Annotated in this window: 20 protein-coding genes; 16 read left to right on the plus strand and 4 right to left on the minus strand. The window is 45.3% G+C overall.

Annotated features, from left to right (window positions below):
• Positions 1–116: 116 nt before the first annotated feature.
• Positions 117–617, plus strand: a complete 501-nt coding sequence (locus FTV30_RS08195; protein ID WP_005095328.1) for a hypothetical protein — start codon at positions 117–119, stop codon at positions 615–617.
• Between the two features lie 53 nt (positions 618–670).
• Here the strand turns inward: FTV30_RS08195 and FTV30_RS08200 are convergent, their stop codons facing one another.
• Positions 671–2,089: a phosphate--AMP phosphotransferase gene (locus tag FTV30_RS08200; protein WP_373683710.1), complete on the minus strand. Its 1,419-nt coding sequence runs from the start codon at positions 2,087–2,089 to the stop codon at positions 671–673.
• A 205-nt stretch (positions 2,090–2,294) separates the two neighbouring features.
• Here FTV30_RS08200 and FTV30_RS08205 point away from each other — a divergent pair, with 205 nt between their 5' ends.
• The 7 genes from FTV30_RS08205 (at position 2,295) to FTV30_RS08235 (ending at position 8,455) form a co-directional block, all read left to right on the plus strand.
• The gene (locus FTV30_RS08205) at positions 2,295–2,999 is read left to right on the plus strand and encodes a hypothetical protein (RefSeq protein WP_074383941.1); all 705 of its coding nucleotides are present in this window, start codon (positions 2,295–2,297) and stop codon (positions 2,997–2,999) included.
• Between the two features lie 146 nt (positions 3,000–3,145).
• Entirely contained in the window at positions 3,146–4,090 is a 945-nt protein-coding gene (ubiE, locus tag FTV30_RS08210) for a bifunctional demethylmenaquinone methyltransferase/2-methoxy-6-polyprenyl-1,4-benzoquinol methylase UbiE (protein WP_005095322.1), read from the plus strand.
• A 12-nt stretch (positions 4,091–4,102) separates the two neighbouring features.
• Positions 4,103–4,780: an SCP2 domain-containing protein gene (locus FTV30_RS08215; protein ID WP_005095321.1), complete on the plus strand. Its 678-nt coding sequence runs from the start codon at positions 4,103–4,105 to the stop codon at positions 4,778–4,780.
• Between the two features lie 12 nt (positions 4,781–4,792).
• The gene (locus tag FTV30_RS08220) at positions 4,793–6,412 is read left to right on the plus strand and encodes an AarF/ABC1/UbiB kinase family protein (protein ID WP_005095319.1); all 1,620 of its coding nucleotides are present in this window, start codon (positions 4,793–4,795) and stop codon (positions 6,410–6,412) included.
• Positions 6,413–6,484: 72 nt separating this feature from the next.
• A complete protein-coding gene (locus tag FTV30_RS08225; RefSeq protein ID WP_180001400.1) occupies positions 6,485–6,907 on the plus strand; it encodes a hypothetical protein in 423 nt (140 codons plus the stop codon).
• Between the two features lie 90 nt (positions 6,908–6,997).
• Positions 6,998–8,077: a patatin-like phospholipase family protein gene (locus FTV30_RS08230; protein WP_180001401.1), complete on the plus strand. Its 1,080-nt coding sequence runs from the start codon at positions 6,998–7,000 to the stop codon at positions 8,075–8,077.
• A 60-nt stretch (positions 8,078–8,137) separates the two neighbouring features.
• Positions 8,138–8,455, plus strand: a complete 318-nt coding sequence (locus tag FTV30_RS08235) for a hypothetical protein (RefSeq protein ID WP_005095313.1) — start codon at positions 8,138–8,140, stop codon at positions 8,453–8,455.
• A gap of 54 nt (positions 8,456–8,509) precedes the next feature.
• On the opposite strand, the gene FTV30_RS08240 is transcribed toward FTV30_RS08235, so the two are convergent.
• Positions 8,510–10,864: a Tex family protein gene (locus FTV30_RS08240; RefSeq protein WP_005172989.1), complete on the minus strand. Its 2,355-nt coding sequence runs from the start codon at positions 10,862–10,864 to the stop codon at positions 8,510–8,512.
• 336 nt (positions 10,865–11,200) lie between these two features.
• On the opposite strand from FTV30_RS08240, the gene ompR reads away from it, so the two are divergent.
• The 4 genes from ompR (at position 11,201) to FTV30_RS08260 (ending at position 16,290) form a co-directional block, all read left to right on the plus strand.
• On the plus strand, positions 11,201–11,965 hold the full coding sequence (gene ompR, locus FTV30_RS08245) for a two-component system response regulator OmpR (RefSeq protein ID WP_004278590.1): 765 nt from the start codon (positions 11,201–11,203) through the stop codon (positions 11,963–11,965).
• 261 nt (positions 11,966–12,226) lie between these two features.
• On the plus strand, positions 12,227–13,687 hold the full coding sequence (locus FTV30_RS08250) for an ATP-binding protein (RefSeq protein WP_100329320.1): 1,461 nt from the start codon (positions 12,227–12,229) through the stop codon (positions 13,685–13,687).
• 205 nt (positions 13,688–13,892) lie between these two features.
• The gene (locus FTV30_RS08255; protein ID WP_005095307.1) at positions 13,893–15,410 is read left to right on the plus strand and encodes an acetyl-CoA hydrolase/transferase family protein; all 1,518 of its coding nucleotides are present in this window, start codon (positions 13,893–13,895) and stop codon (positions 15,408–15,410) included.
• Positions 15,411–15,639: 229 nt separating this feature from the next.
• Positions 15,640–16,290 (plus strand): DsbA family oxidoreductase, encoded by a 651-nt coding sequence (locus tag FTV30_RS08260; RefSeq protein ID WP_005172996.1) that lies wholly within the window; start codon positions 15,640–15,642, stop codon positions 16,288–16,290.
• 109 nt (positions 16,291–16,399) lie between these two features.
• Here FTV30_RS08260 and FTV30_RS08265 read toward each other — a convergent pair whose 3' ends face one another.
• Positions 16,400–16,600 (minus strand): dodecin family protein, encoded by a 201-nt coding sequence (locus FTV30_RS08265; RefSeq protein WP_005095303.1) that lies wholly within the window; start codon positions 16,598–16,600, stop codon positions 16,400–16,402.
• A gap of 400 nt (positions 16,601–17,000) precedes the next feature.
• Here FTV30_RS08265 and FTV30_RS08270 point away from each other — a divergent pair, with 400 nt between their 5' ends.
• The 4 genes from FTV30_RS08270 (at position 17,001) to FTV30_RS08285 (ending at position 20,232) form a co-directional block, all read left to right on the plus strand.
• The gene (locus FTV30_RS08270; RefSeq protein WP_171063334.1) at positions 17,001–17,168 is read left to right on the plus strand and encodes a hypothetical protein; all 168 of its coding nucleotides are present in this window, start codon (positions 17,001–17,003) and stop codon (positions 17,166–17,168) included.
• 266 nt (positions 17,169–17,434) lie between these two features.
• Entirely contained in the window at positions 17,435–17,614 is a 180-nt protein-coding gene (locus FTV30_RS08275; protein ID WP_005095300.1) for a hypothetical protein, read from the plus strand.
• A gap of 9 nt (positions 17,615–17,623) precedes the next feature.
• Positions 17,624–19,018, plus strand: a complete 1,395-nt coding sequence (locus FTV30_RS08280; protein WP_159138678.1) for a hypothetical protein — start codon at positions 17,624–17,626, stop codon at positions 19,016–19,018.
• Positions 19,019–19,110: 92 nt separating this feature from the next.
• Positions 19,111–20,232 carry a hypothetical protein gene (locus FTV30_RS08285; protein WP_180001402.1) on the plus strand — a complete coding sequence of 374 codons (1,122 nt, stop codon included), beginning with the start codon at positions 19,111–19,113 and terminating at the stop codon, positions 20,230–20,232.
• 428 nt (positions 20,233–20,660) lie between these two features.
• On the opposite strand, the gene htpG is transcribed toward FTV30_RS08285, so the two are convergent.
• Positions 20,661–22,580: a molecular chaperone HtpG gene (gene htpG, locus FTV30_RS08290; protein WP_074383935.1), complete on the minus strand. Its 1,920-nt coding sequence runs from the start codon at positions 22,578–22,580 to the stop codon at positions 20,661–20,663.
• Positions 22,581–22,663 lie beyond the last annotated feature (83 nt).

Below are 22,663 nucleotides of genomic sequence, written 5' to 3' on the forward strand. Positions count from 1 at the left end.
CATCTCGAGCGCTGTATGACACTTTAAAACCACACTTCAGTCGAAAAATTTCTTTGAAAAAAGCACCTTAATGATGCTTTCATAGAAAAAAACAACATAGAGCTTAGGTAGTGCCCATGAAATTAGATAAAATTCCTGAACGTATCGATCCAAGCTTAGATTTGGAACAAATTCGTGCCGAGTGCCTGGAACTCACCAAAAAACGTGCCTACTATTCTGCGGGTGCCGCCATTATTCCAGTGCCGTTTATGGATGTCGTCATTGACATCGGCATCTTGTCGCAATTGATTCCCGAGATCAATGCCCGCTTCGGACTGGCGCCTGATCAGATCAGTGTCTATGATCCCAAAACCCGTCAGGTGCACTGGAATGAGCTGCGTAAACGCGGCGTAGAATTTTCTGGTCTGGTGGTCGCGCGAACTGCTGTCAAAAAATCTTTGAACAATGTTGCAGCGAAAGTGATCACAAAGCAAGTGACAAAATTCATTCCCCTGGGTGGTCAATTGATTGCCGCCAGTCTGGGCTATTTTGTCATGAAAAAAATTGCCGAAGCCCATGTCGAGGAATGCTACCGTGCGGCTAAAAATATCCAGCAAAAACAGGTCGCTCAAGGTTAAGCACATTTGAGCTCAATATTTTAAACAGCTGAGCCCGTGCTACTTCAGGCAGATTATTCTGCCTGAAGCTGTTTTAAAATGGCCTTTAACACCTCGACCCGTGCGGTATTTTTATCATCAGTCGCAATGATATGCCAAGGTGCATAATCGGTCGAGCTACGTTCAAACATGTCGGCTGCTGCTTTCAGATAATCATCCCAACGTTCCCGGTTACGCCAGTCATCCTCAGTAATTTTAAAACGCTTATGCGGTGTATCTTCGCGTGCCTTGAAACGTGCAGCCTGTTCATCTTTGGAAATGGCCAGCCACAGCTTGATCACCACGGTTTGATGCTTGACCAGACTTTGCTCAAAACGGTTAATTTCCGCATACGCACGTTGCCATTCTGCGGCACTGGCAAAACCTTCTATCCGCTCTACCAGCACCCGCCCATACCAGGAACGGTCAAAAATACAGATATCATCATCGCTTTGCAGTTTGGTCCAGAAGCGCCATAAATAGGGACGGCTCAGCTCATATTTTTCTGGTGCGGCAATGGTATGAATTTCATATTCACGCGGATCCAGTTTTTTCACAATGCGCTTGATCGCGCCGCCCTTTCCAGCAGCATCCATGCCCTCAAACAGAATCACCACATTCCGCGGATCTGACCGCATCGCCTTGGCCACCTTAGCTGTTAATTTTTTCAGCTCCGGCTTGTAATCCTCTGCCTTGGCTCGAGTTTCGGCAGGATGTTTTAACAGTTCGGGAATCTTGGCCTGTTTCCATCGTCCACTGGCTCTGGCCGGATGATTGGGGCAATGCTTGAGAGCACCCAGAATATGCTGGGCAAATTGCTGGTCACGCTGCTGTTCATCTTCACCCTCAATAATGAACCAGTCTTCGGTAAAATGCTGACGCAAGCGCTGCAAGGTGTCGTACTGTTTTCTGTTGCGCCAGTCCAGACCATGCAGCTGATGCCAGTGCGCTTCACTCGGATCCATGGCATCCAGCCGTTTTTGCAGGGCTTTCCAGGACAGGTCAAACCAGACCTTGACCACATCGACATGATTATTTTTCAGGTCCTGTTCAAAGGCCTGCATCTCTTGCAGATAATGATTGAACTGTGTATTAGTGATCGGATCTGAAGCTTGCATGGCGCTGCTCAGCAGGTCGCTGTACCAGTTGCCAAACAAGACCATGATCTGTCCTTCGGCCGGAATAAACCGCGCATAAGGCTGCCACAAAGTCTGTTTAGGCCCGGCCACTTGCGGTGCATCCGCTTTCACGCGCAAATAGCGCGGATCGACCCATTCACGCAGCTGCTTGACCGCTTCACCCTTACCGGCCAGCTCAATCCCGTTGACCAGAATCAACAGGCTTTTGGCATTTTTGCGGCCGCGTGTTTTTTTTAAATCATACTGGGCATCAATCAGCTCGACCGATAACTGATCTTCATCCATTAACTGAAATTGTGGTTGTGCCATGCGTATCTTCAACCCTGATCTTTTATTTTATATGCAGTATAACGATGAGTTTTGGCGCAAAAATAGCTTTGGCAACGTTTTTCACACGATTAAATTGGCTATTTAAACAACAGATTGACCTACAAATGTCCGATCTCTGTTCAATTTGTCATAGCAGGATTGTGCGCCAGCCTCTAAGATTCTTGCATCATCAAACTATAATTGAAGCCTCATGTCCAAACTTGCCGTTCTCGATGATCTGTTAGCGCATTATTATCAGCTGAGCTATCATACCCAACCGGATATTCTGAGCCGTTTACAGGATGTACAGGCCTGGCAGAAAGTTCGCATGCAGCGAACTCATCGCGCGCATTTTGCGGAAAAACCCAATCAGTTGATGGCCGAATATTTCCTGAACCGTCTCTATGGTGGTGCCGAATTTGATGCACTGGCAGCACAGATTGCCCGGCTGATGAAATATGCCCATAAAGCAGAAAAAGTGATTCCTGAAAATGCCATCAAAACCGGGACATTGGGTGTAGAACTGGCGATTCTAGCGGTACAGCTGGATGAGCAGGTCGCGATTCAGTTATTACAGGATTATCATCCGCATGAAACACTGACCGATGAGATGATGCGCCTGACCTATCTCAAACTGGATCAGGGTCAGGCACGGTTAAAACAACTGGCCTTGCTGGATCAGCTCGGTATGAGTCTGGATAAATACATGCGCTCCTTTGTGGTCTATGCGGCCTTCAAGATGTGTAAAGGCGCGGCCAATAAATATAACTTTCAGGTGATGTATGCGTTTATGCAGGATGGTTTCCTGGCCATGAAGCCGCTGAAATCGGCAGAAAAATTTGTCCGTGAATTTACCGCAACCGAACGCCAGATTATTGATAAAGTGCACTCTGGCGATGCGTTGCCATTTCAATAAATAGTAGTGCAGTATTTCTGCCAAGCGCACATTTTTCTGTATATTATTCATAACAATTGCATCATGATTGCTGAATAAGCCTTTAGAATCTGTCATGATGCAGACAATGCAAGATTAACCCGATTGATATGTTAGGAGTGACTCCAATGTCGAATGAAAATACAACGCCTACCCCTACCCCTGAGTCGGCACAACAGACAGACAAAGTGAGCCCATTCTTAACTGAACCTCTTCCACAAGGTACGCCGCAAGGTCAGCAACAATCCCTCGAACAACGCCTGACTGATACGCCAGTCACAGGCTCGGTGCCGAAATATAACCTGCCACGCGGTGCCAATACCGGCAACGTGGGTTCAACCACACATTTTGGTTATCAAACCGTAAACAGCGAAGAAAAGGCCCAGAAAGTGGCTGAAGTGTTCCATTCGGTGGCCAGCAAATACGACATCATGAATGACCTGATGTCTTTCGGGATTCACCGTCTGTGGAAACGTTTTGCAATCAATATGTCCGGTGTACGCCGTGGCCAGCAGGTGCTGGATATTGCCGGCGGTACCGGTGACCTGGCCAAAGTGTTTAGCCGTGAAGTGGGCCCGACCGGTCATGTGGTGCTGTCTGATATTAACGAATCGATGCTGAATGTCGGTCGTGACCGTCTGATCGATGCCGGCTGTACCAATGTCGATTTCGTACTGGCCAATGCTGAAACCTTAGAACCATTTGCAGACAACAGTTTTGATCTTTTGACGATTTCTTTCGGTCTGCGTAACGTGACTGATAAAGATGCCGCACTTGCATCGATGTATCGCGTACTCAAGCCAGGTGGTCGTTTACTGGTGCTGGAATTCTCTAAACCGGTGTTTGAGCCATTCTCTAAGCTTTACGATCTGTACTCATTCACAGCCTTGCCAATCATGGGTAAAATCATTGCCAATGATTCTGAAAGCTATAAATATCTGGCTGAATCGATTCGTATGCATCCAGACCAGCGCACCTTAAAAGGCATGATGGAAAATGCCGGCTTCCAGAATTGTGACTATCACAACCTGACTGGCGGGATTGTTGCAGTTCACCGCGGTTTTAAACTTTAAGGTTCACTCCCTATGTGGTCAATTCTGGCACTCGGTGCTGTTGAACGCGTGATTCACCATGTGATTGATCTGGATGCGATTACCCGCATCCAGCTAAATGCTTTGTCTGGTAAAATGCTGCGGGTGGTGATTGCTTCGCCGCAGCTTTCGGTCGATGTGTTTTTTGATAAAGACAAGCTTCGTCTGGAGCCGACCGCGACTGGTCATAGTGAAGCATCTTCAATCTTTGAACAGCGTCCATTTGATGCTGGCTCATCTACAGTCACCGAAGCGACTGCAACCTTGCAGGTCAGCAATGTGGTGGAATTACTCAAGCTGCTGCTGTCCGATGAAGTCGGCAATATTCCACTGCAAGGTGACTACAAGTTATTGCAGGAAATCCAGCGCATCATGCAACAGGCAGAGCTGGATCTGGCGGCGCACTTAAGTCCCTGGATTGGCCCGGCACTGGCACATGAAATTGGTAAATTTCAGCTATTACCCAAACAGCTGAAACGTACCCTGCAAAGTCAGCTATTCTTTGCCGAAGATGCCTTAAAAGAAGACAGTGGTCTGTTTGCCCCACGCTGGCAAATGGATGACCTGAATCAGGACACCCGTATCCTGAATCAAAATTTAGATCGGGTTGAAGCGAAAATCCAGCAGCTTCAGGCCCAGATCGATACCTCAAACAATTCTACTCAAGACTAGGTACGCTGCTTTATGATTCCGCATGTTTCACGTTTACTCGAACTTTGGCGCATCGCCGCGCACTATCGACTCGACACGTTGTTTCCTGCGGAAGAATTACCAGAAAAGGCCCGGCATATTCTGTCTTTGATCCGTATGCATCCGGCCGCCTGGTCCAGTCGTGAACGTAAAAACCCGCTCAAGCTAAAACTGGCTTTAGAGGAAATGGGTCCGCTGGCCATTAAAATGGGTCAGTTACTCTCTACACGTCGCGACCTGATTGCACCTGAACTTTTACAGCAACTGGTCTTGCTCCAAGATCAGGTCAAGCCCTTTGACAATGACGTGGCCAAGATGCGCATCCAGGAATCACTGAAAGCCGATGTGAATACCCTGTTTGCCCGTTTTGACACCCAGCCTCTGGCTGCTGCCTCGATTGCACAGGTTCATACCGCTGCCCTGCATGATGGCCGTGAAGTGGTGGTCAAGGTGACCCGTCCGAATATTCGCCAGCAGATTTTGCAGGATTTTGAAATTCTGCAATGGCTGGGGGACTTTCTGGAAAAACGTCTCGAAGCAGCGCGTGCCTTACATTTATCTGAAATCATTCAGGATTACCGCCAGATCATTTTAAATGAGCTGGACCTGACCCTGGAAGCGGACAATACCCGCCGCATGCGCCACCACTTTACCGGCTCCAGCATGATGTACGTGCCGGAAGTGTATATGGACAGCAAAGATGTGCTGGTGGCCGAGCGCATTACCGGAGTGCCAATTTCAGATATCGCGACCTTTGACCGACTCGGCATGGATCGTGCTGATCTGGCACGTAAAGGCCTGACTATTTTCTTTACCCAGGTCTTTCGCGATAACTTTTTCCATGCCGACATGCATCCGGGCAATGTTTTTGTCGAAACCATCAATCCGAGTAATCCGCGTTTTATTGCGCTGGACTGCGCGATTATGGGCGAGCTGTCTAAGCATGACCAGATGACCGTAGCACGCATGCTGCTGGCTGTCATGAACAGCGACTTCATGCAACTGATTCAGGTGGTGCATCAAGCTGGCTGGATTCCACCGGGTACCGATCAGGATGCTTTGGCTCGTGAAATGCGCCGCAGTGTCGGGCCGATGGTCTCTAAACCAATGCATGAACTGGATTTCGCCGGTATTCTGATTGAAGTGATGGACATTGCCCGTCGTTTCCATCTGGAAATTCCACCGCAACTGATGCTGCTACTCAAAACACTAGTGCATGTCGAAGGCTTGGGAACCGACCTGTATCCGGAACTGGATATCTGGAGTCTGGCCAAACCGATCCTGACGGACTGGATCAAGGCACAAATGAATCCGCAGAAAAACCTGAAAGAACTGGGACAAAAAATTCCGGATTTGCTATTAGGGGCACAGGATCTACCAACCTTGATGATTGATAGCCTGAACGGTCTGAAAAACCAGTCAGCCTGGCATGCCAAACAGCTCAATGAACTGCAAAGCATGCGCCTGCAAATGGAACTTCAGCAAAAACGTAGCTGGATGTTTGGCAGTATCATGGCCATTCTGCTGTCGATTGCGATTATTTCACCATGGTTTGTGTCGGTGCTTCTGATTGTGCTAGCGAGTGTTCTTGCCGTCTGGCGAATTGCGAAATAATTTTTTAAATAGCCTGATTCGTCAGGCTTTTTTATGCTTAAATTATTGAAAAAATAAAACAAGAATATCCAAATGAAATATAGTTTTTTATGGGCACTGTATCGCCAGAATAGACAAAAAACCTTTCTCACTGCACTACTTTACAGCTTCCCAACATGGATAGATATTTTTTTCTATATCAACCAAACAGCCCATTGGCTTGCATGGTCCCCTGCTGCCAATACCACATTCTACCTCCTGATTCATAGTGACTATTTCTGGCTCATTGTCAGCTTTAACCTGCTTCCGTTGTTATTTCCATTCTGTCTACGACAAACACAGCTAATACTAGCTTTAAAAATATGGATAGGTCTTGCAGGTAGTTTGTTTCTAATTCATGCTTTTTACTGGCCAAGCTATCCTATAACCACGCTTTTGATTATTTCATTTAATCTACCTTTTTTTAATTTACGCAATAAAGAACTCATGCACACTTACATCAACCCGATGCCATGACTCTCAAGTCACCTTAGGACATATCTTGCCATTGGGTCTAAAGACGCATCGATTAAAATAAGCACACACTTGGCTGGTATGGGTTGAATCATGGTACAGATTTTACAAAAACGGGCGCCTGCGCTGACGATTCGTGCTGGCCATCTGGCACGTGAGCTGATTCTGCAACAAGGATTACAACCTGAACAGGTCGATATCGTGCCCGGTGCTGCAGGTGGCCCCAAAGGCATTGGGATCCAAGGACTGGATCAGGCGATTTTTGGCGAGTTTTTCCCACGTGCCCCTCAGCGTAGAACTTTGGTGGGCTCTTCGATTGGCAGTTGGCGTTTTGCCAGTATGGCTGCACATGGGGCTCAACAGGGAACCGAGCGTTTAGCTGAGCTGTATACCAACCTTTATTTCCATAAAAAAATGACCCGCCAGGAGGTCAGCGAAGTTTGCCGCGGCATGCTACTCGACCTGGTACAAGGCAAGGAAAATGATCTGGTCAATCATCCGGATTATCATCTCGCAGTCATTTCAATTAAAGCCCAGCACATTTTCCAGAGTGACAAAGTGCTGCCTTTGCTGGCCTCTGTAGCCGGAATTGTCGGAACGACTGCTGTTGCACGTAAACACAGCCGTCATTTTATGCAACGTGTGATTAGCCAGCCGAATATGGGGGAACAATTTCAAATCGCGGAAGATGGATTTACTACACATTATCATGCCCTGACCGAGCAGAGTGTATTGTCCTGGCTGATGGCCTCGGCGTCGATTCCGGGGGTCATGGCGGCAATGCGCGACATTCCGGATGCACCGCAGGGTTATTATCGGGATGGCGGTCTGATTGACTATCATATTGACCTGCCCTTCCAGAGCAAAGGCATTGTGCTGTATCCGCATTTTACTGACAGCATTACTCCGGGCTGGTTTGACAAGTTATTTAAACGTACTGCCAATCCGGAGAATCAATCCCGCACCTTGCTGCTTTCACCATCGCAGGACTATTTGCAAAGTCTGCCTTTAGGCCGTTTACCTGACCGTAAGGATTTCACCTTGAAGGGCTTAGATCAGGCGGAGCGGATCAAATTCTGGAAAGCCTGTATTGCTGAAAGTCAGCGTTTAGGCGATGAATTTTTGGAACTGGTCGAGAAGCAAAATTTTGCTGAGGTCATGAAAAGCTTGTAATTGACCGAGAGTGCCCGATTATTTGTATAATTGCTTTCATTTTGTGAACTGTTGAGATTTATGCAGAAGTTTTTAGTGGTCCTGCAATACCTGTGTCTGGCCTTTGCCGTCTATCTGACTTATAGCGTGAGCATGTCGCTGTATAACCAAGATTTTGTCCTGATGGAGCTGGTCGCTGATATTGGTACGATTCTGATCTGTATTGACTTGGGCGTGTTTTTATTTAGCAGTAAAACCAAAGCAGGCATTACCATGGAAGAATATGCCAAACGACTGGAACAGCCACCGTCGAAACTGGTGTATGTGACACGAAAAATGGGGCATCTGGGTATTTTGCTGATTATTACCAGCTGGATTGTACCGATGATCAATTCATAAAAATCAGATATAAAAAAACCTCCCGATGGGAGGTTTTCTTTTAGCAATTAAAGATTACTTTGAACCTTTAATCCCTGCTTGTAATAACAATGCGCCTAAACCACCAATTTTTTGCTCTTGTGGTTTAGCCACTTGCGGTTTCTTGCCCTGAGGACGCTCACCTTGCGGACGCGCTTGCTGTGGACGTTTGCCTTGAGGCTTACGCTCACCGCGCTGTTCATTGTTTTCACGACGTGGCTGACGTGGTGCTTTTGCCGGCGCTTCAGAACCTTCAGGACGCATCGATAAGTTCACACGATTACGTTCAGCATCCACATTCAAGACCCGCACTTGCACGATTTGACCCGGTTTCACCACTTTATGCGGATCCGCGACAAATTCATTGGCAAGTTCAGAAATATGTACCAAACCGTCTTGATGCACACCGACATCGACAAATGCACCGAAGTTAGTGACATTGGTTACTACGCCTTCTAGCTGCATGCCTTCAGACAATTGCGCAACTTCAGTAATGTCATCACGGAACTTCGCCGTACGGAATTCTGGACGCGGGTCACGACCCGGTTTTTCCAGTTCGCTTAAAACATCTTTGATAGTTGGCAGACCGAACTTCTCATCTGCAAATTCTTCAGCATTGACCTGACGAATGATTTCAGTATTGCCAATGATATCTTTCACTGTCGTCGCTTTCGCTTCAACAATTTTAGATACAAGTGCATAAGATTCTGGATGCACTGCAGATGCATCTAATGGCTCAGAACCATCTTGAATACGCAAGAAGCCTGCTGCCTGCTCAAAAGTACGCTCGCCTAAACGTGGCACTTTCTTCAAGGACTGGCGATTATCAAAACGGCCATTTTCCTTACGGAATTCCACAATTTGCTGTGCAATCGATTTATTCAGACCTGCGATATAACCCAAAATCGCCGCAGATGCCGTGTTGACATCGACACCCACCGAGTTCACACAGTCCTCTACCACTGCTTCAAGGGTTTTCGCCAGACCAGTCTGGTTCACATCATGTTGATACTGACCCACACCAATCGATTTCGGATCGATTTTTACCAGTTCAGCCAATGGATCCTGTAAACGGCGTGCAATTGACACTGCACCACGAATCGACACATCCAGCTCTGGCAGTTCTTGTGATGCCAGTTCTGATGCTGAATATACCGAGGCACCTGCTTCAGACACAGATACACGGGTCAGTTTAAGATCGCTATTCGCCGCCATCATTTCAGCCACTAAAGCTTCAGTTTCACGGCTTGCCGTCCCATTACCCACTGCAATCAGGTCAACATTGAACTCGCGGCATAAACGTGCCAGTTCAGCCAATGAACCTGCTTTATCATCTTTGGGTGCAAATGGATAAATCGTGCTGTGTGCCAGCACATCACCCGATGCATTCACCACAGCCAGTTTCACACCGGTACGGATACCCGGGTCAACGCCCAGAGTGGTGCGCGCGCCTGCAGGAGCAGAAAGCAGTAAATGACGCAAGTTTTCAGCAAATACGTTCATGGCTTCTGTTTCAGCAGCCAGACGTTTTTCAGTCAGCAATGAATGTTCAATGCTTGGACGCACTTTGCCAAGCCAGAACAGTTTTGCAGTTTGCTTCAAGAAGTCCTGACGTGCTTGCGGCTGAATCGTTTCTAAATTGTATTCAGTCTCAATGCGTGCCAATGGTGCAGCATCTTCGCCATCCACTTTCAGGCCCAGGACGTTTTCTTGACGGCCACGCAGCATCGCCAATAAACGATGTGAAGGCACTTTGTTCAGGTTTTCAGAGAAATCGAAATAATCACGGAATTTTTTACCGACTTCTTTCTTTTCTTCAGAAGCAACCAAACTTTTCAGCACTGCAGTTTTGGCAAAAGTGGCTTTCAGTTCAGTGGTCAGCGCGATATTTTGTGCCCAGTCATCAATCAGGATATGCTGGATCGCATCAAGCTGGCTTTCAGTATCTGGATAATCGTCATGGCTAAAACCGGCCAATGCGTCGCTTGGATCTACCGCTTCAGCAAAAATTTTCTCGGCGATTGGGCCTAAACCGGCTTCCTTGGCCTTAAATGATTTACTGGTACGTTTTGGACGGTACGGTGCGTAAATTTCTTCTAATGCATTTTTGGTTTCAGCTGCATTCACACGCGCCAACAAATCATCAGACAATTTATCTTGTTCTTTGAGTGATTCAATCACCTTGTCACGGCGCTCATACAAATCACGCAAGTATGATAGACGCGTATCGAGTTGACGTAGTTGCGTATCGTCTAAGCCTTGCGTTACTTCTTTACGGTAACGTGCAATAAAAGGAACACTGGCACCTTCATCAATAAGCTTGATGGCAGCTTCAACTTGGTTTGGACGTACGGCAAGTTCTTTTGCCAACTGCTGAACTAAGTCAGTCATCGTGTTTGATCCCACAAGGATAAGTACTAAATGGCATGATTATAAAGACCGGGCCTATAAAATCCACCATTGTTTTTATTAATTTGTCTCAACTTTATATTATGAAGTGCGACAGTTTTCAGCTTTTCTGAATATAGTTTGCATGAACTTTGCTTTTTATGTTGCTCCAAATCATATTTTTTGTCCATTTAGATGTATATATTTGGTATCTATGTCTTGATTTTAACTGCAATATTTGGTGCTTTAGAGCATAGTCAATTAATATCAATGAATCGTATACTCAAAGCATATTTCATTTTTTGTTTATGACGACAATAAAGAATAAAGGAGCATCTCATGAGTTTAGTTGTACCTGCTGAAAAAGCCGATGCCGTACATACCGAAACAGACCGAGTCGAACGCATCTTGGTTGTTGATGATGATGTTCGTCTGCGTACCCTATTGCAACGTTTCCTCGAAGATAAAGGCTTTGTGGTGAAAACTGCACACGATGCCACGCAGATGGATCGACTTTTACAGCGGGAACTGTTTTCTCTGATCGTGCTCGACTTTATGCTTCCGGTTGAAGATGGTTTAAGTATCTGTCGTCGTTTACGCCAATCCAATATCGATACGCCCATTATTATGCTGACCGCGCGCGGCAGCGATTCTGACCGTATTGCAGGGCTTGAAGCCGGTGCGGACGATTACCTGCCTAAACCGTTTAATCCGAATGAATTGCTGGCGCGTATTCGTGCGGTATTGCGTCGTCAAGTGCGTGAAGTACCGGGCGCACCAAGCCAGCAAATGGAAGTGGTCTCATTTGGCCCCTGGTCACTGGATTTATCAACCCGTACATTGACCCGTGAAGGTCAAGTCGTGACTTTAACCACAGGTGAGTTTGCGGTATTGAAAGCTCTGGTTCAGCATCCACGCGAACCGCTCACCCGTGACAAGCTGATGAATCTGGCACGTGGTCGTGAATGGGGTGCCATGGAACGTTCGATTGATGTTCAGGTGTCACGTTTACGCCGTCTGGTTGAAGAAAATCCGGCGCGTGCGCGTTATATCCAGACCGTTTGGGGTGTGGGTTATGTGTTTGTTCCAGATGGTGCGGAGTAAATTAATACCTTGATTCATGACGGAGTCTGATGGTTTAAGCTCATTTATAGGGTTTAACCTGCGGTTCGCCTTACTTTTGTTTCGACAAAAGTAAGCAAAACCATTGTCATCCGCAAAACTCGACAACCTCCGTCATTCAAGCAATTCTCTCGCAGAAACATCATTGACCATCTTGAGTCCTGCCTCAAACAGTTGCGGATGACCTTAACGTGTATCCAACTACGGGGGGGAAGCCTCCCCTTTTGAGCAAAAGGACGCAGTGTGAAACTCGACCCCATCGACCCACAAAAATTTACCGATTTTGTTACCTACTCAGAAAAAAAACGCACCCGTGGGGAACGCTTTCTGGACAAGATCAAACCGCGTTCTGCCGCCATGCGTACCACAGTTCTGGTGGTCTTTGTGGTCTGTTTCAGCCTGTTCATGTCTTTGTGGTTCTTCTGGCGTACCTTATTTTTACCTGAAATCCAGCAACATGCGCGCTATCTGGCCATGGAACTGGAAATTCTCAATAATCCCGATCTGCGCCTGTATCATAAACAGCAGGAAGTCGATATTGATACCTGGTTAAAAAACCGCGTTGGTATTGAATATGTGACCAATCCGGCAGAGTATCCCACTGTCCGGGAAAAAGTGATTGCAGAATTTTTTACCCGGCAGATCGAAACCAAGCTGGCCAAAGAACTACGTATTGAAGAGGCCACGGTCTATTTCCAGTTTAAACCAAGCCCGCGCATCTGGATCCAGACCCCTGAAATGAATGGTCACTGGGTGCAAGAGCCTTTAAAAACCTATGCCAATTATAGTAATGAGCTGATTCTGGGCTGGTTACTGGGCACGCCGATTATTGTCGGCATTATTATCCTGACCTTGGTGCGTCAGCTCAACCGTCCTTTACGCCGCTTGCAGAATGCCGCCAACAGTTATAGCCGCATTGGTTCAGCACCTTATCTGGACACCAATCATGGCCCACTGGAAATCCGTCAGGTCAATCATGCCTTTAACCAGATGATTTATACCTTGGACCAGACCGAGCGGGAACGCCGCATCATGCTGGCCGGTATTTCACATGACTTGCGCACGCCTTTAACGCGGATTCGTCTCAGTGCCGAAATGATGCCCGATGAAGACTTTCTCAAAGAAGGTCTGATTTATGATGTGGAAGATATGGACGCGATTCTGGATCAGTTCATTTCCTATATGCGCGATGGTTCCGATGAAGAACCACAGGACACCAATGTCAATGTATTGCTTCAGGAACTGGTCAAGCAGTTTAAACCGCTCGATATCCGTTTCAGCCCGCAAGAAATACCGTTGATTCAGGCGCGCAGCATGTCGCTAAAAAGACTGATTGGCAACCTGATCAATAACTCAAAACGCTATGGTTCAGAACCGATTGAAATCTCTGCACATGTCGAGGAAAACCAGCTGTTAATTTGTGTTGCAGATCATGGCGAAGGCATTCCGGAAGACCAGATTGAAGCGCTGATGCAGCCTTTTGTACGGGGAAATTCAGCACGAACCGTCCAAGGCAGTGGCTTGGGACTGGCCATTGTGAAACGGATTGTCGATATTCACCAAGGTCAATTACGCATTCATAATCGCCCTGAAGGCGGACTTGAAGCCATCATCTCACTCCCCTTGAATCAGCTTAACCCAGAGACGCCTCCCCCAGCCACCACACTTGATAAAATCCGCCAAACACTGACTGATCGCTTTTAAGAAACGATCAGTCAGTGAGCAAATGATTTTGTAGTTTTTCTATACAATTCATTTTATATTTCATTAATTCAATCACTTAAAAATCATCATTTTTTATTATACCTACATTTAGCTAAAAAATTAGACCTTAGCCTAACACCTATGCACAATACATTTTTTGAGCGGTACAATCCGTCTCATAGTTTAAGAATTAATGAGAGTTAAAATGTCTTTAGATCGTATCCGTTTAGCCTCCCTACACAACAAAGTCATCAGTCCAGAACAAGCGGCTGAATTCATCAAAGATGGCATGACTGTGGGTATGAGTGGCTTTACTCGCGCGGGTGAAGCGAAGGCGGTTCCTTTAGCTTTAGTTCAACAAGCAAAAGCAAATCCATTAAAGATCACGTTAATTACTGGTGCATCACTAGGAAACGATCTAGACAAACAACTGACTGAAGCTGGCGTACTGGCACGTCGTTTACCGTTCCAGGTCGACAACACTTTACGTAAGGCGATCAACAACGGCGAAGTGATGTTCATCGACCAGCATTTGTCTGAAACTGTTGAACAAATGCGTAACCAACAGCTGAAAAAACCAGATGTTGCGATCATTGAAGCGGTTGCAATCACTGAAGATGGCGGCATCATTCCAACCACATCTGTAGGTAACTCTGCAAGCTTTGCAATCTTTGCTGAAAAAGTAATTGTAGAAATCAATACCAACTTAAGCCCGGCATTTGAAGGCTTACACGATATCTATATCCCGTCATACCGTCCAACGCGTCAAGCGATTCCTTTGACTCAAGTGGATGAGCGTATCGGGACACATGCGATCAATATTGATCCAGCAAAAATTGTCGGTATCGTATTCAACAATGACTTGCACGACTCACCATCTACAGTGACTGCACCAGATGATGAGACGCAAAGCATCGCCAATCATTTGATCGCTTTCTTTGAAAAAGAAGTGGCTGAAGAGCGTCTACCGAAAAACTTAGGTCCATTACAGGCGGGGATTGGCTCAATTGCCAACGCAGTATTGACCGGTCTGAAAGATTCGAACTTCGAAGACTTGATCATGTACTCAGAAGTACTACAAGACTGTACCTTTGAATTGATTGATGCAGGCAAAATGAAGTTTGCTTCAGGTTCTTCGATTACCCTGTCTGCTAAATATGGCGAGAAAGTATTTAACAACCTGGAACAATACAAAGACAAACTGGTATTACGTCCACAGGAAATTTCGAACCATCCTGAACTGGTACGTCGTTTAGGTATTATCGGTATCAACACGGCACTTGAGTTTGATATTTACGGTAACGTGAACTCGACTCACGTCTGCGGTACCAAAATGATGAACGGTATTGGTGGTTCAGGTGACTTCGCACGTAATGCGCACCTGGCGATCTTCGTGACCAAATCTATTGCGAAAGGTGGCGACATCTCTTCTGTAGTGCCTTTTGCTTCACATATCGACCATGCGGAACACGATGTAGATATTCTGGTAACTGAACAAGGTTTGGCAGATCTTCGTGGTTTAGCGCCACGTGAGCGTGCCCGTGCAGTGATTGATCACTGTGCACACCCAATGTATCGTGATGCCCTGAATGATTACTTTGACCGTGCTTCTGCAAAAGGCGGCCATACGCCTCATCTGCTTCGTGAAGCGCTGTCTTGGCATTCAAACTTCGAAGAAAATGGTCACATGCTGGCTGTTGAAGCTGCAGTAAAAACTGCATAATTGACTGCATTCGAAAAACGCCCTACGGGGCGTTTTTTTATGGGATTTTTATCTTTCTTGAATAGCCATAAGCAGACTCTTTGGACGAAATCATCAGGCTATCATTCATATTCTCGTCCAATCTTCATGCTGCCAATATGCTGTAGAAATCCCCTTCTGATGCTCAAGGACTTTAAATTCTGATTCTTCACCCTCATACTTAAACACAAGAGTAAATTAGAGACATGACATGCGCGTAGATATCTGGTCAGATGTGGTTTGCCCCTTCTGCTATATTGGTAAAAAACGTTTAGAAGCAGCTGCACAAGAAGCAGGCATTGAGCTTGAAGTGCATTGGCACAGTTACCAGCTCGACCCTGAAGCACCAATGCGCCAGGAAGTGTCCAATTCTGAGCGTCTGGCACAAAAATATGGTCGTAGCGTAGCTGAAGTCGAAGAAATGCAGCGTAATATTGCCGAGATGGCCAAAGCTGAAGGCATTGAATTTAACTGGGAAGGTGCCAACTCAGGCAATACTTTCAATGCGCATCGTATTATTCATCTGGCGCAAAGCAAAGGTTTGGGTACTGATGCACAGGAAGCTTTCTTCTATAGCTATATGACGCAAGGCTTGGCCATTGGAGAGCGTGAAACACTGGAAGATGTCGCAGCACGTATTGGCCTGAATCCGGTCGAGGTCGATGACTTACTGGACTCTGATGAATTTTCTGATTTTGTCAAATTTGATCAGGAAGTGGCACAGGATCAGCTCAAAGTGACTGGTGTACCTTTCTTTGTTTTTGATCAACGTGTGGCCTTGGCAGGCGCGCAGCCTAAAGAAGTGTTCTTGCAGGTTTTTGAGAAAGCGCTGGAGACTGTAGCAGAAAATCCGGCTGAATAATACTCAACAGAGAGTTGCAATACGCCTAGGCAATCGAACTCAGAAAATTTATAAAAACATCCCCATTTCAGATGGGGATGTTTTTTGCCTGTCATTTACACTCATTGACTTAGTCGACCAGAAAACTAATTTTTAAATTTACACGATATTCCGTGATTTTATTTTCTTTGATGACCACCTTCTGTTCATTGATCCAGGCACCTTGTACATTTTTGATGGTTTCTGTGACTTTTTGAATACCGGTTTGAATCGCATCTTCAAAGCTTTTCGTACTGCTTGAATTAACTTCCACCACTTTTGCAATTGCCATAATGAAACTCTCATTGTAAACATGAATGAAAATCCATCTTAGTTCATTCCCACAGGATTGCAGCAGCGCGTAAACAAGCGACAGCAAAAACTTACATGGATTGAACAAAGCTTTCATCTGAGCAGATGAAAACCTGTTGACCTTATTTTGGCAGTTCATGATATTCAAATTTCCATTGTGACTAACAACCATAAAAGCCCCGTAAACAGCCGAAATCCAGACTAGAGCAAATACACTAATATATTGTTTTGTAGAATAATTTTTCTAATTTTTAGGTGCTGCTTTTGCCGAATCTATCATTTTCTATTCAGCCTTATTTGCTATGATTTCACCCGAATCAAGTTTAAATACTCTCCCCTCTGTTCAAGTTGTTGAACACCCTGATATTAAAGGTCGTCCCATGAATGCTCTTAAATTTGCTTTCGCAGCAACTGTTATGGCTTTTTCTGTTCAAGCATCAGCGCAAATGGCACAAGTGGTTTATCTGCCAGACTTTCCGGCAAGCAAAGCACCTGCTGAAACTGTAAATACAGAAACTGCAACGCCGGCAACTGAAAAAACTGCTTAATACCCAACAAGTTTTTATGCAAACAGGCTGATTGATTCAGCCTGTTTTTTATATCGATTTAATTTAGCTGCTCTCTGAAGAAAATCTGTATTTTAAAAATTATCGATCATTTCATATTTTGTTATTTTCCATTGATATTGATCGCTTTTTTGTCATTAAATTTACTAGTTTATAAATATAAAACAGTTAAAATAAATCACTATTTCATGTGATCTACGCATATAATTGTAGCAATATAAAAATACTGATAATACAAAAGCATTGTTATGAACAGACTTCAGGCATTGGTGCAGGGCAAAATTTCACCTCAGTCCATTTCTATTGATTTTCTGATTGAAATGGCAGAACGCCATACAGATCCTCATTCTGCTGAATACAAATTAATCGAGTTGGCGCTGAATATGGTGCTGGCCCAAACTTTGGATAAAGCGCTAAAACATATCTAGAGATATAAAATGAACGCTTTAAAAAAAGCACACTTAGTCAAGGAATTACATGAATTGATCCAGCAACTGGAGCATCAGGCTCTACCTCTGTACGACGTGGCCCGTTTCAAAAAAAGAATTCGTGATATCTTTAATCTTTGTGATGAACCTATTTTTAAAAATCAGATTTTAGCGTTTAAAGCCCAGACCCAGCCTGAACTTGCTGCCTATCAATTTTCCGCCAGTACCCCCTATCATCTAAGTTTTTGTGGTTATTTCACTGAAATTCCAGCTCTGGAAAAGGCACTGTATACCCAGCCAGATATAGGCTGGGCAATTCTACATCATCCTGAGCGTGGCTGGCAGGTCTGGCTAATTCCGGCACCGAAGCATCCTGCACTAAACAGTGAATGGAATGAGTTACAACAATGTTCTATCTGGCTGTCACAGCAACAATTGACAACCGGTCTGCAAGCGGCTCCTCCATTGACTGTACCGGCCTTATCCCTGAATGAAGCAGAAGCCAGCTTAAAAGCGGCGGCCACGACTCGATATCATCGTGGCCGACAAAAAGCAAAAATCAACTCATTAAGCTTAAATCATTCAGATGAACCACACATTCAGATACAGGCCACGTCTGAGTATCTAGATCATCCATTACCCACTGAAACTGCGATTGTGCAGGAAAAAATTATTGTCCCAGAAGTGATCGATTTTCCCGCTGAGATTCAACTGGGAGACGTGATTGCGCAGGTTCAGCCTTTGACTCCGGAAGATACCAATCTCCAGCGGCTTTGTGCTTTAGAATTGGAACCTGATGTCGGGCATCCAGCCTATCTGGATATTGTGCTGTATTATGCCGCAGAAGATCACTGGCAGGCACGCCAAGTTTATTTGGTGGAGCAGCTGAATCTGCAAGGCCAGTTTATTAAATATCTGATGCTTTTGGGTGCATCAAGTCAATTACAGGCGCACTATTGTATTGAGCATTGGTTGAGTCAGCATCAGTATCAGGCTGCTGCGATTAAATCGCTGTCGTGGCCTCAATTAAGTACAGGTTTCACGCAATTGCATCTGTTGTCAAAAGCCTATTTGCAACAAGCAGAAATAGTCTGGACACAACCCGATTATTATCCTTATATTCCGGCAGATTCGATTCAGAAACAAAAATTTATCTCATTTGAGGAAGCCCTTGCGGATTTCTCTACACCGATACTCTTATTGCAAGAACATCAGCGAATACGCGTGATTCATGGTGAAAAACGCCTGTCTCTCGCAGAGGATGAACTGGCCTATCCATCTATCTTGCTGCAACGTGATCAACAGCTAAACTGGCAAAAAATTCACACGATTATTTTAATGATGTCGCAACCCATTCAGGTCATGGAGCTTTATCAGGCAATTCAGACTCAAATCATTGAATAATTGCTGTTATTTTGTAGCTTTAACTTGCTTTTTATCGCTATATTTAAGAAAACTACAGCTGAATAAAAGAATACAAGAGTAATAAATATCTCATGCAAATAAATCGAATTACTCAGATCTTCCTGCTCTCTCTTGGCATGGGAATCAGCAGTAGCATGTCTTGGGCAAATTCAGTAAAAGATGCTTCTTCAGACCAGGAAAAAAACTCGGAGAGTGTTGAGCCGGCACGTTCAGGACTGCTGGATCAAATTCCGCGTTTGATTGATGCAACACCAACCATTCTTCCAGAGCAGTCGAATACCGCCATCGTCCCGCCAACGCTAGAAACGGAAAATCATTCATGGGCCGATCAGAAACAGAAAGGCATCCGAGAATGGGCAGATCGTACTGCGTATAAGATTGACAACTGGTTCGGTGAAACTGATCCGGATCAGCCGGCTGCCGCCACACTGCGTGTCATTTTGGATAATCGCTGGGATGAATATGAGGGCTATGAGATTAAGCCCCGTATCCGTGGCAGAATCAAACTTCCCACCTTAGAACAAAAGCTGAGTCTGGTCTTCGGTGATGACAGTCTGGACAATGAATTAGACAGTAATGTCGCGATTACCAATGAAAATCCGGCAACATCTGGAGATAAGCGTCTCGATACCAAGCGCGCACGCCAGGATAACAGCTCATTCGCCTTACGTTGGTCGGAATGGTCAGACCGGATTCCTTTTGAAACCGATCTGGATCTAGGTTTACGCTCCGGAGATGATATCTACCTGCGCGTCAAAGCCAGTAAAGATTGGACACTGGAAAATGACTACTTTTTTCATGCCGAACAGATTTATCGCTACGGGATTCAAAGTGAAAACTATTTGCGTACCAATCTGGAACTGATCCATGCCCGTCCCAATCAGGCATTTTTTTCCAATCAGCTCAGTCTGACCTATGCAGATGATCAAGATGATGATCTGACCTGGGACAACTATACCTTTAGGCAACATCAGTTTTTTCAGGACAACCGTTTTAGCTATGGTATTTATACTGGCGGTTATCTAAATGACAAGGATCTGCGTCTGAATCGCTGGGGACCGTATGTGTCCTGGAGACAGCCTTTTTTACGTGAATGGTTTTTTGTCCAGACCGACCTCAACTATCTGAATGATCATCGCGAAGATCGTGATCACTATGTTGGTGCTTTGGTGCGTTTAGAGGCATTGTTTTAAACTCAAGCGCGGTGCAAAGCTAAAAAATCCCTCCGTAGAGGTAATGCTGATCAGTTAAGGAGTTTAGAAATAGACTCTTTAACTTTTTAGTCGTTCACGACGGAGTCTTAAATTTATAAATCAAATACTTAAAAATAATTTGTTACTTTGGTTTCGCCCAAATGAGAAGCGAAGCTTCGCAAGGAAGGCATCTTGCGGAGCAACACTCCTCACCGCAAAACTCGTCAGCCACCATCGATTAGTAAATTTGTCGCAGAAACAATCATTTTTAAATCTTGTGGTGCAATACACCTCATGCCTCAAACAGTTGCGGATGACTTTTCTATCTATCAGATATAATCATGAATTTGAAAAAGAAAATGCCAGTCAATTCCTTAACTGACTGGCATTACTCCGTAGAGAGATTTTTTAGCTTAGAGCATCATGTGTTAAGCAAGCAACAAGCTATTGATACGCTTCACATACTCAGCAGGATTTTCTGGTAATCCACCTTCTGCAATCACCGCCTGATCAAAGATCACATTGGCCAGATCGTCAAACTGCGCTGAGCCATCCAGTTTTTTCACCAAAGGATGTTCCGGGTTGATTTCCAGAATCGGCTTCATATCCGGTACAGGCTGACCTGCATCTTTTAGCATACGGATTAATTGTGGAGATAGTTCCCCTTCTCCAGTCACCAGACAGGCCGGTGAATCGACCAGACGCGTAGTCACGCGCACTTCTTTGGTCTTGTCTTTGAGTGAATCAGTCAGCTTCTCGACCACCGGTTTAAACTGGGCTGCGGCTTCTTCAAGTGCTTTTTTCTCTTCAGCATCCTGAAGATCGCCCAAATCAACTGCACCCTTAGACACGTTTTGCAACGGCGTGCCATCGAACTCATTCACAAAGTTCATCGCCCATTCATCTACGCGTTCGGTCATGAGCAGAACTTCAATGCCTTTCTTCTTGAACAGTTCCAGCTGCGGTGAATTCTTTGCAGCATTCAGGCTGTCTGCAGTCACATAATAGATGGCTTTCTGGCCATCTTTCATGCCTGCTTTATAGTCTGCCAATGAAGTGCTGACTTCATCATTGTTCGAGGTTGCATAACGCAGCAGTTTCAAAATACGTTCACGGTTGGCAAAATCTTCACCCAGGCCTTCTTTCAACACTGAAGCAAATTCCTGATGGAAAGTCTTGAATTTTTCCTGATCTTTTTCATCTTCAGATTTGGCCAGATGATCCAGAATCGTCAGGATACGGCGGGCATTCCCGTCACGGATGGTTTTCACATCGCGGCTTTCTTGCAGTAACTCACGGCTGACGTTCAGTGGTAAATCGGCACTGTCTACCACGCCTTGTACAAAGCGCAGGTAATTCGGAATCAGATTATCCGCATCATCCATAATAAAGACACGTTTCACATACAGCTTGATACCGGCTTTTGATTCACGGGTGAAAATGTCATGTGGGGCTTTGCTTGGAATATACAATAACTGGGTATATTCAGTACTGCCTTCCACCCGGTTATGCGCCCAGGCCAATGGCGCCGTGAAATCATGGCTTAAGTTTTTGTAGAACTCGACATATTGTTCTTCAGTAATTTCAGACTTGCTCCGTGTCCAGAGTGCGCTGGCCGAGTTAATCGCTTCCCACTCATCAGTCTTGACATACTGGCCACCTTTCGGTGTTTCCCCTTCAGCTGCTTCTTCTTCCTGCCAGACTTCTTTTTGCATCTGGATTGGCAGGCTGATGTGGTCTGAGTATTTATTGATGATCTGTTTGACTTTATGGCTTTGCAAATAGTCCAGCGCATCGTCACGCAGATGCAGAATAATATCGGTACCACGACCTGCTTTTTGAATTTGTTCAACTTCAAATTCACCAGTACCACCACTGATCCAGCGTACGCCTTCAGATGCATCTGCACCGGCACGACGTGATTCTACCGTGATCTTGTCTGCCACAATAAAACCGGAATAGAAACCGACCCCAAACTGGCCAATCAGCTGGGCATCGGCCTTCTGGTCACCGGTCAGTTTAGACATAAAGTCTTTGGTGCCCGATTTGGCAATGGTGCCTAAATTATCAATAGCTTCCTGTTCGCTTAGACCAATTCCGTTATCTGAAATGGTAATGGTCTTATTCTCTGCATCAAGGCTGACACGAACACGTAAATCCGGATCATTTTCATAAAATTCGGGATGATTGATCCCTTCAAAACGCAATTTGTCACAAGCATCCGAGGCATTCGAAATCAGTTCGCGCAGAAAAATTTCAGGGTTTGAATAAAGCGAATGGGTCACGAGATGTAGTAACTGAGCTACTTCAGCCTGGAAACTATGTTTTTGTGCGTTAGACTCGCTCATTAATCACTCCTTTTATTTTAAATACAGGTCAATACTGTTGCCTATATGAATGGAGTGAGTTCCTCAATTTTCAATAGTCAGTT

Source organism: Acinetobacter sp. YH12255, from assembly GCF_013417355.1.
GTDB lineage: Bacteria > Pseudomonadota > Gammaproteobacteria > Pseudomonadales > Moraxellaceae > Acinetobacter > Acinetobacter pseudolwoffii.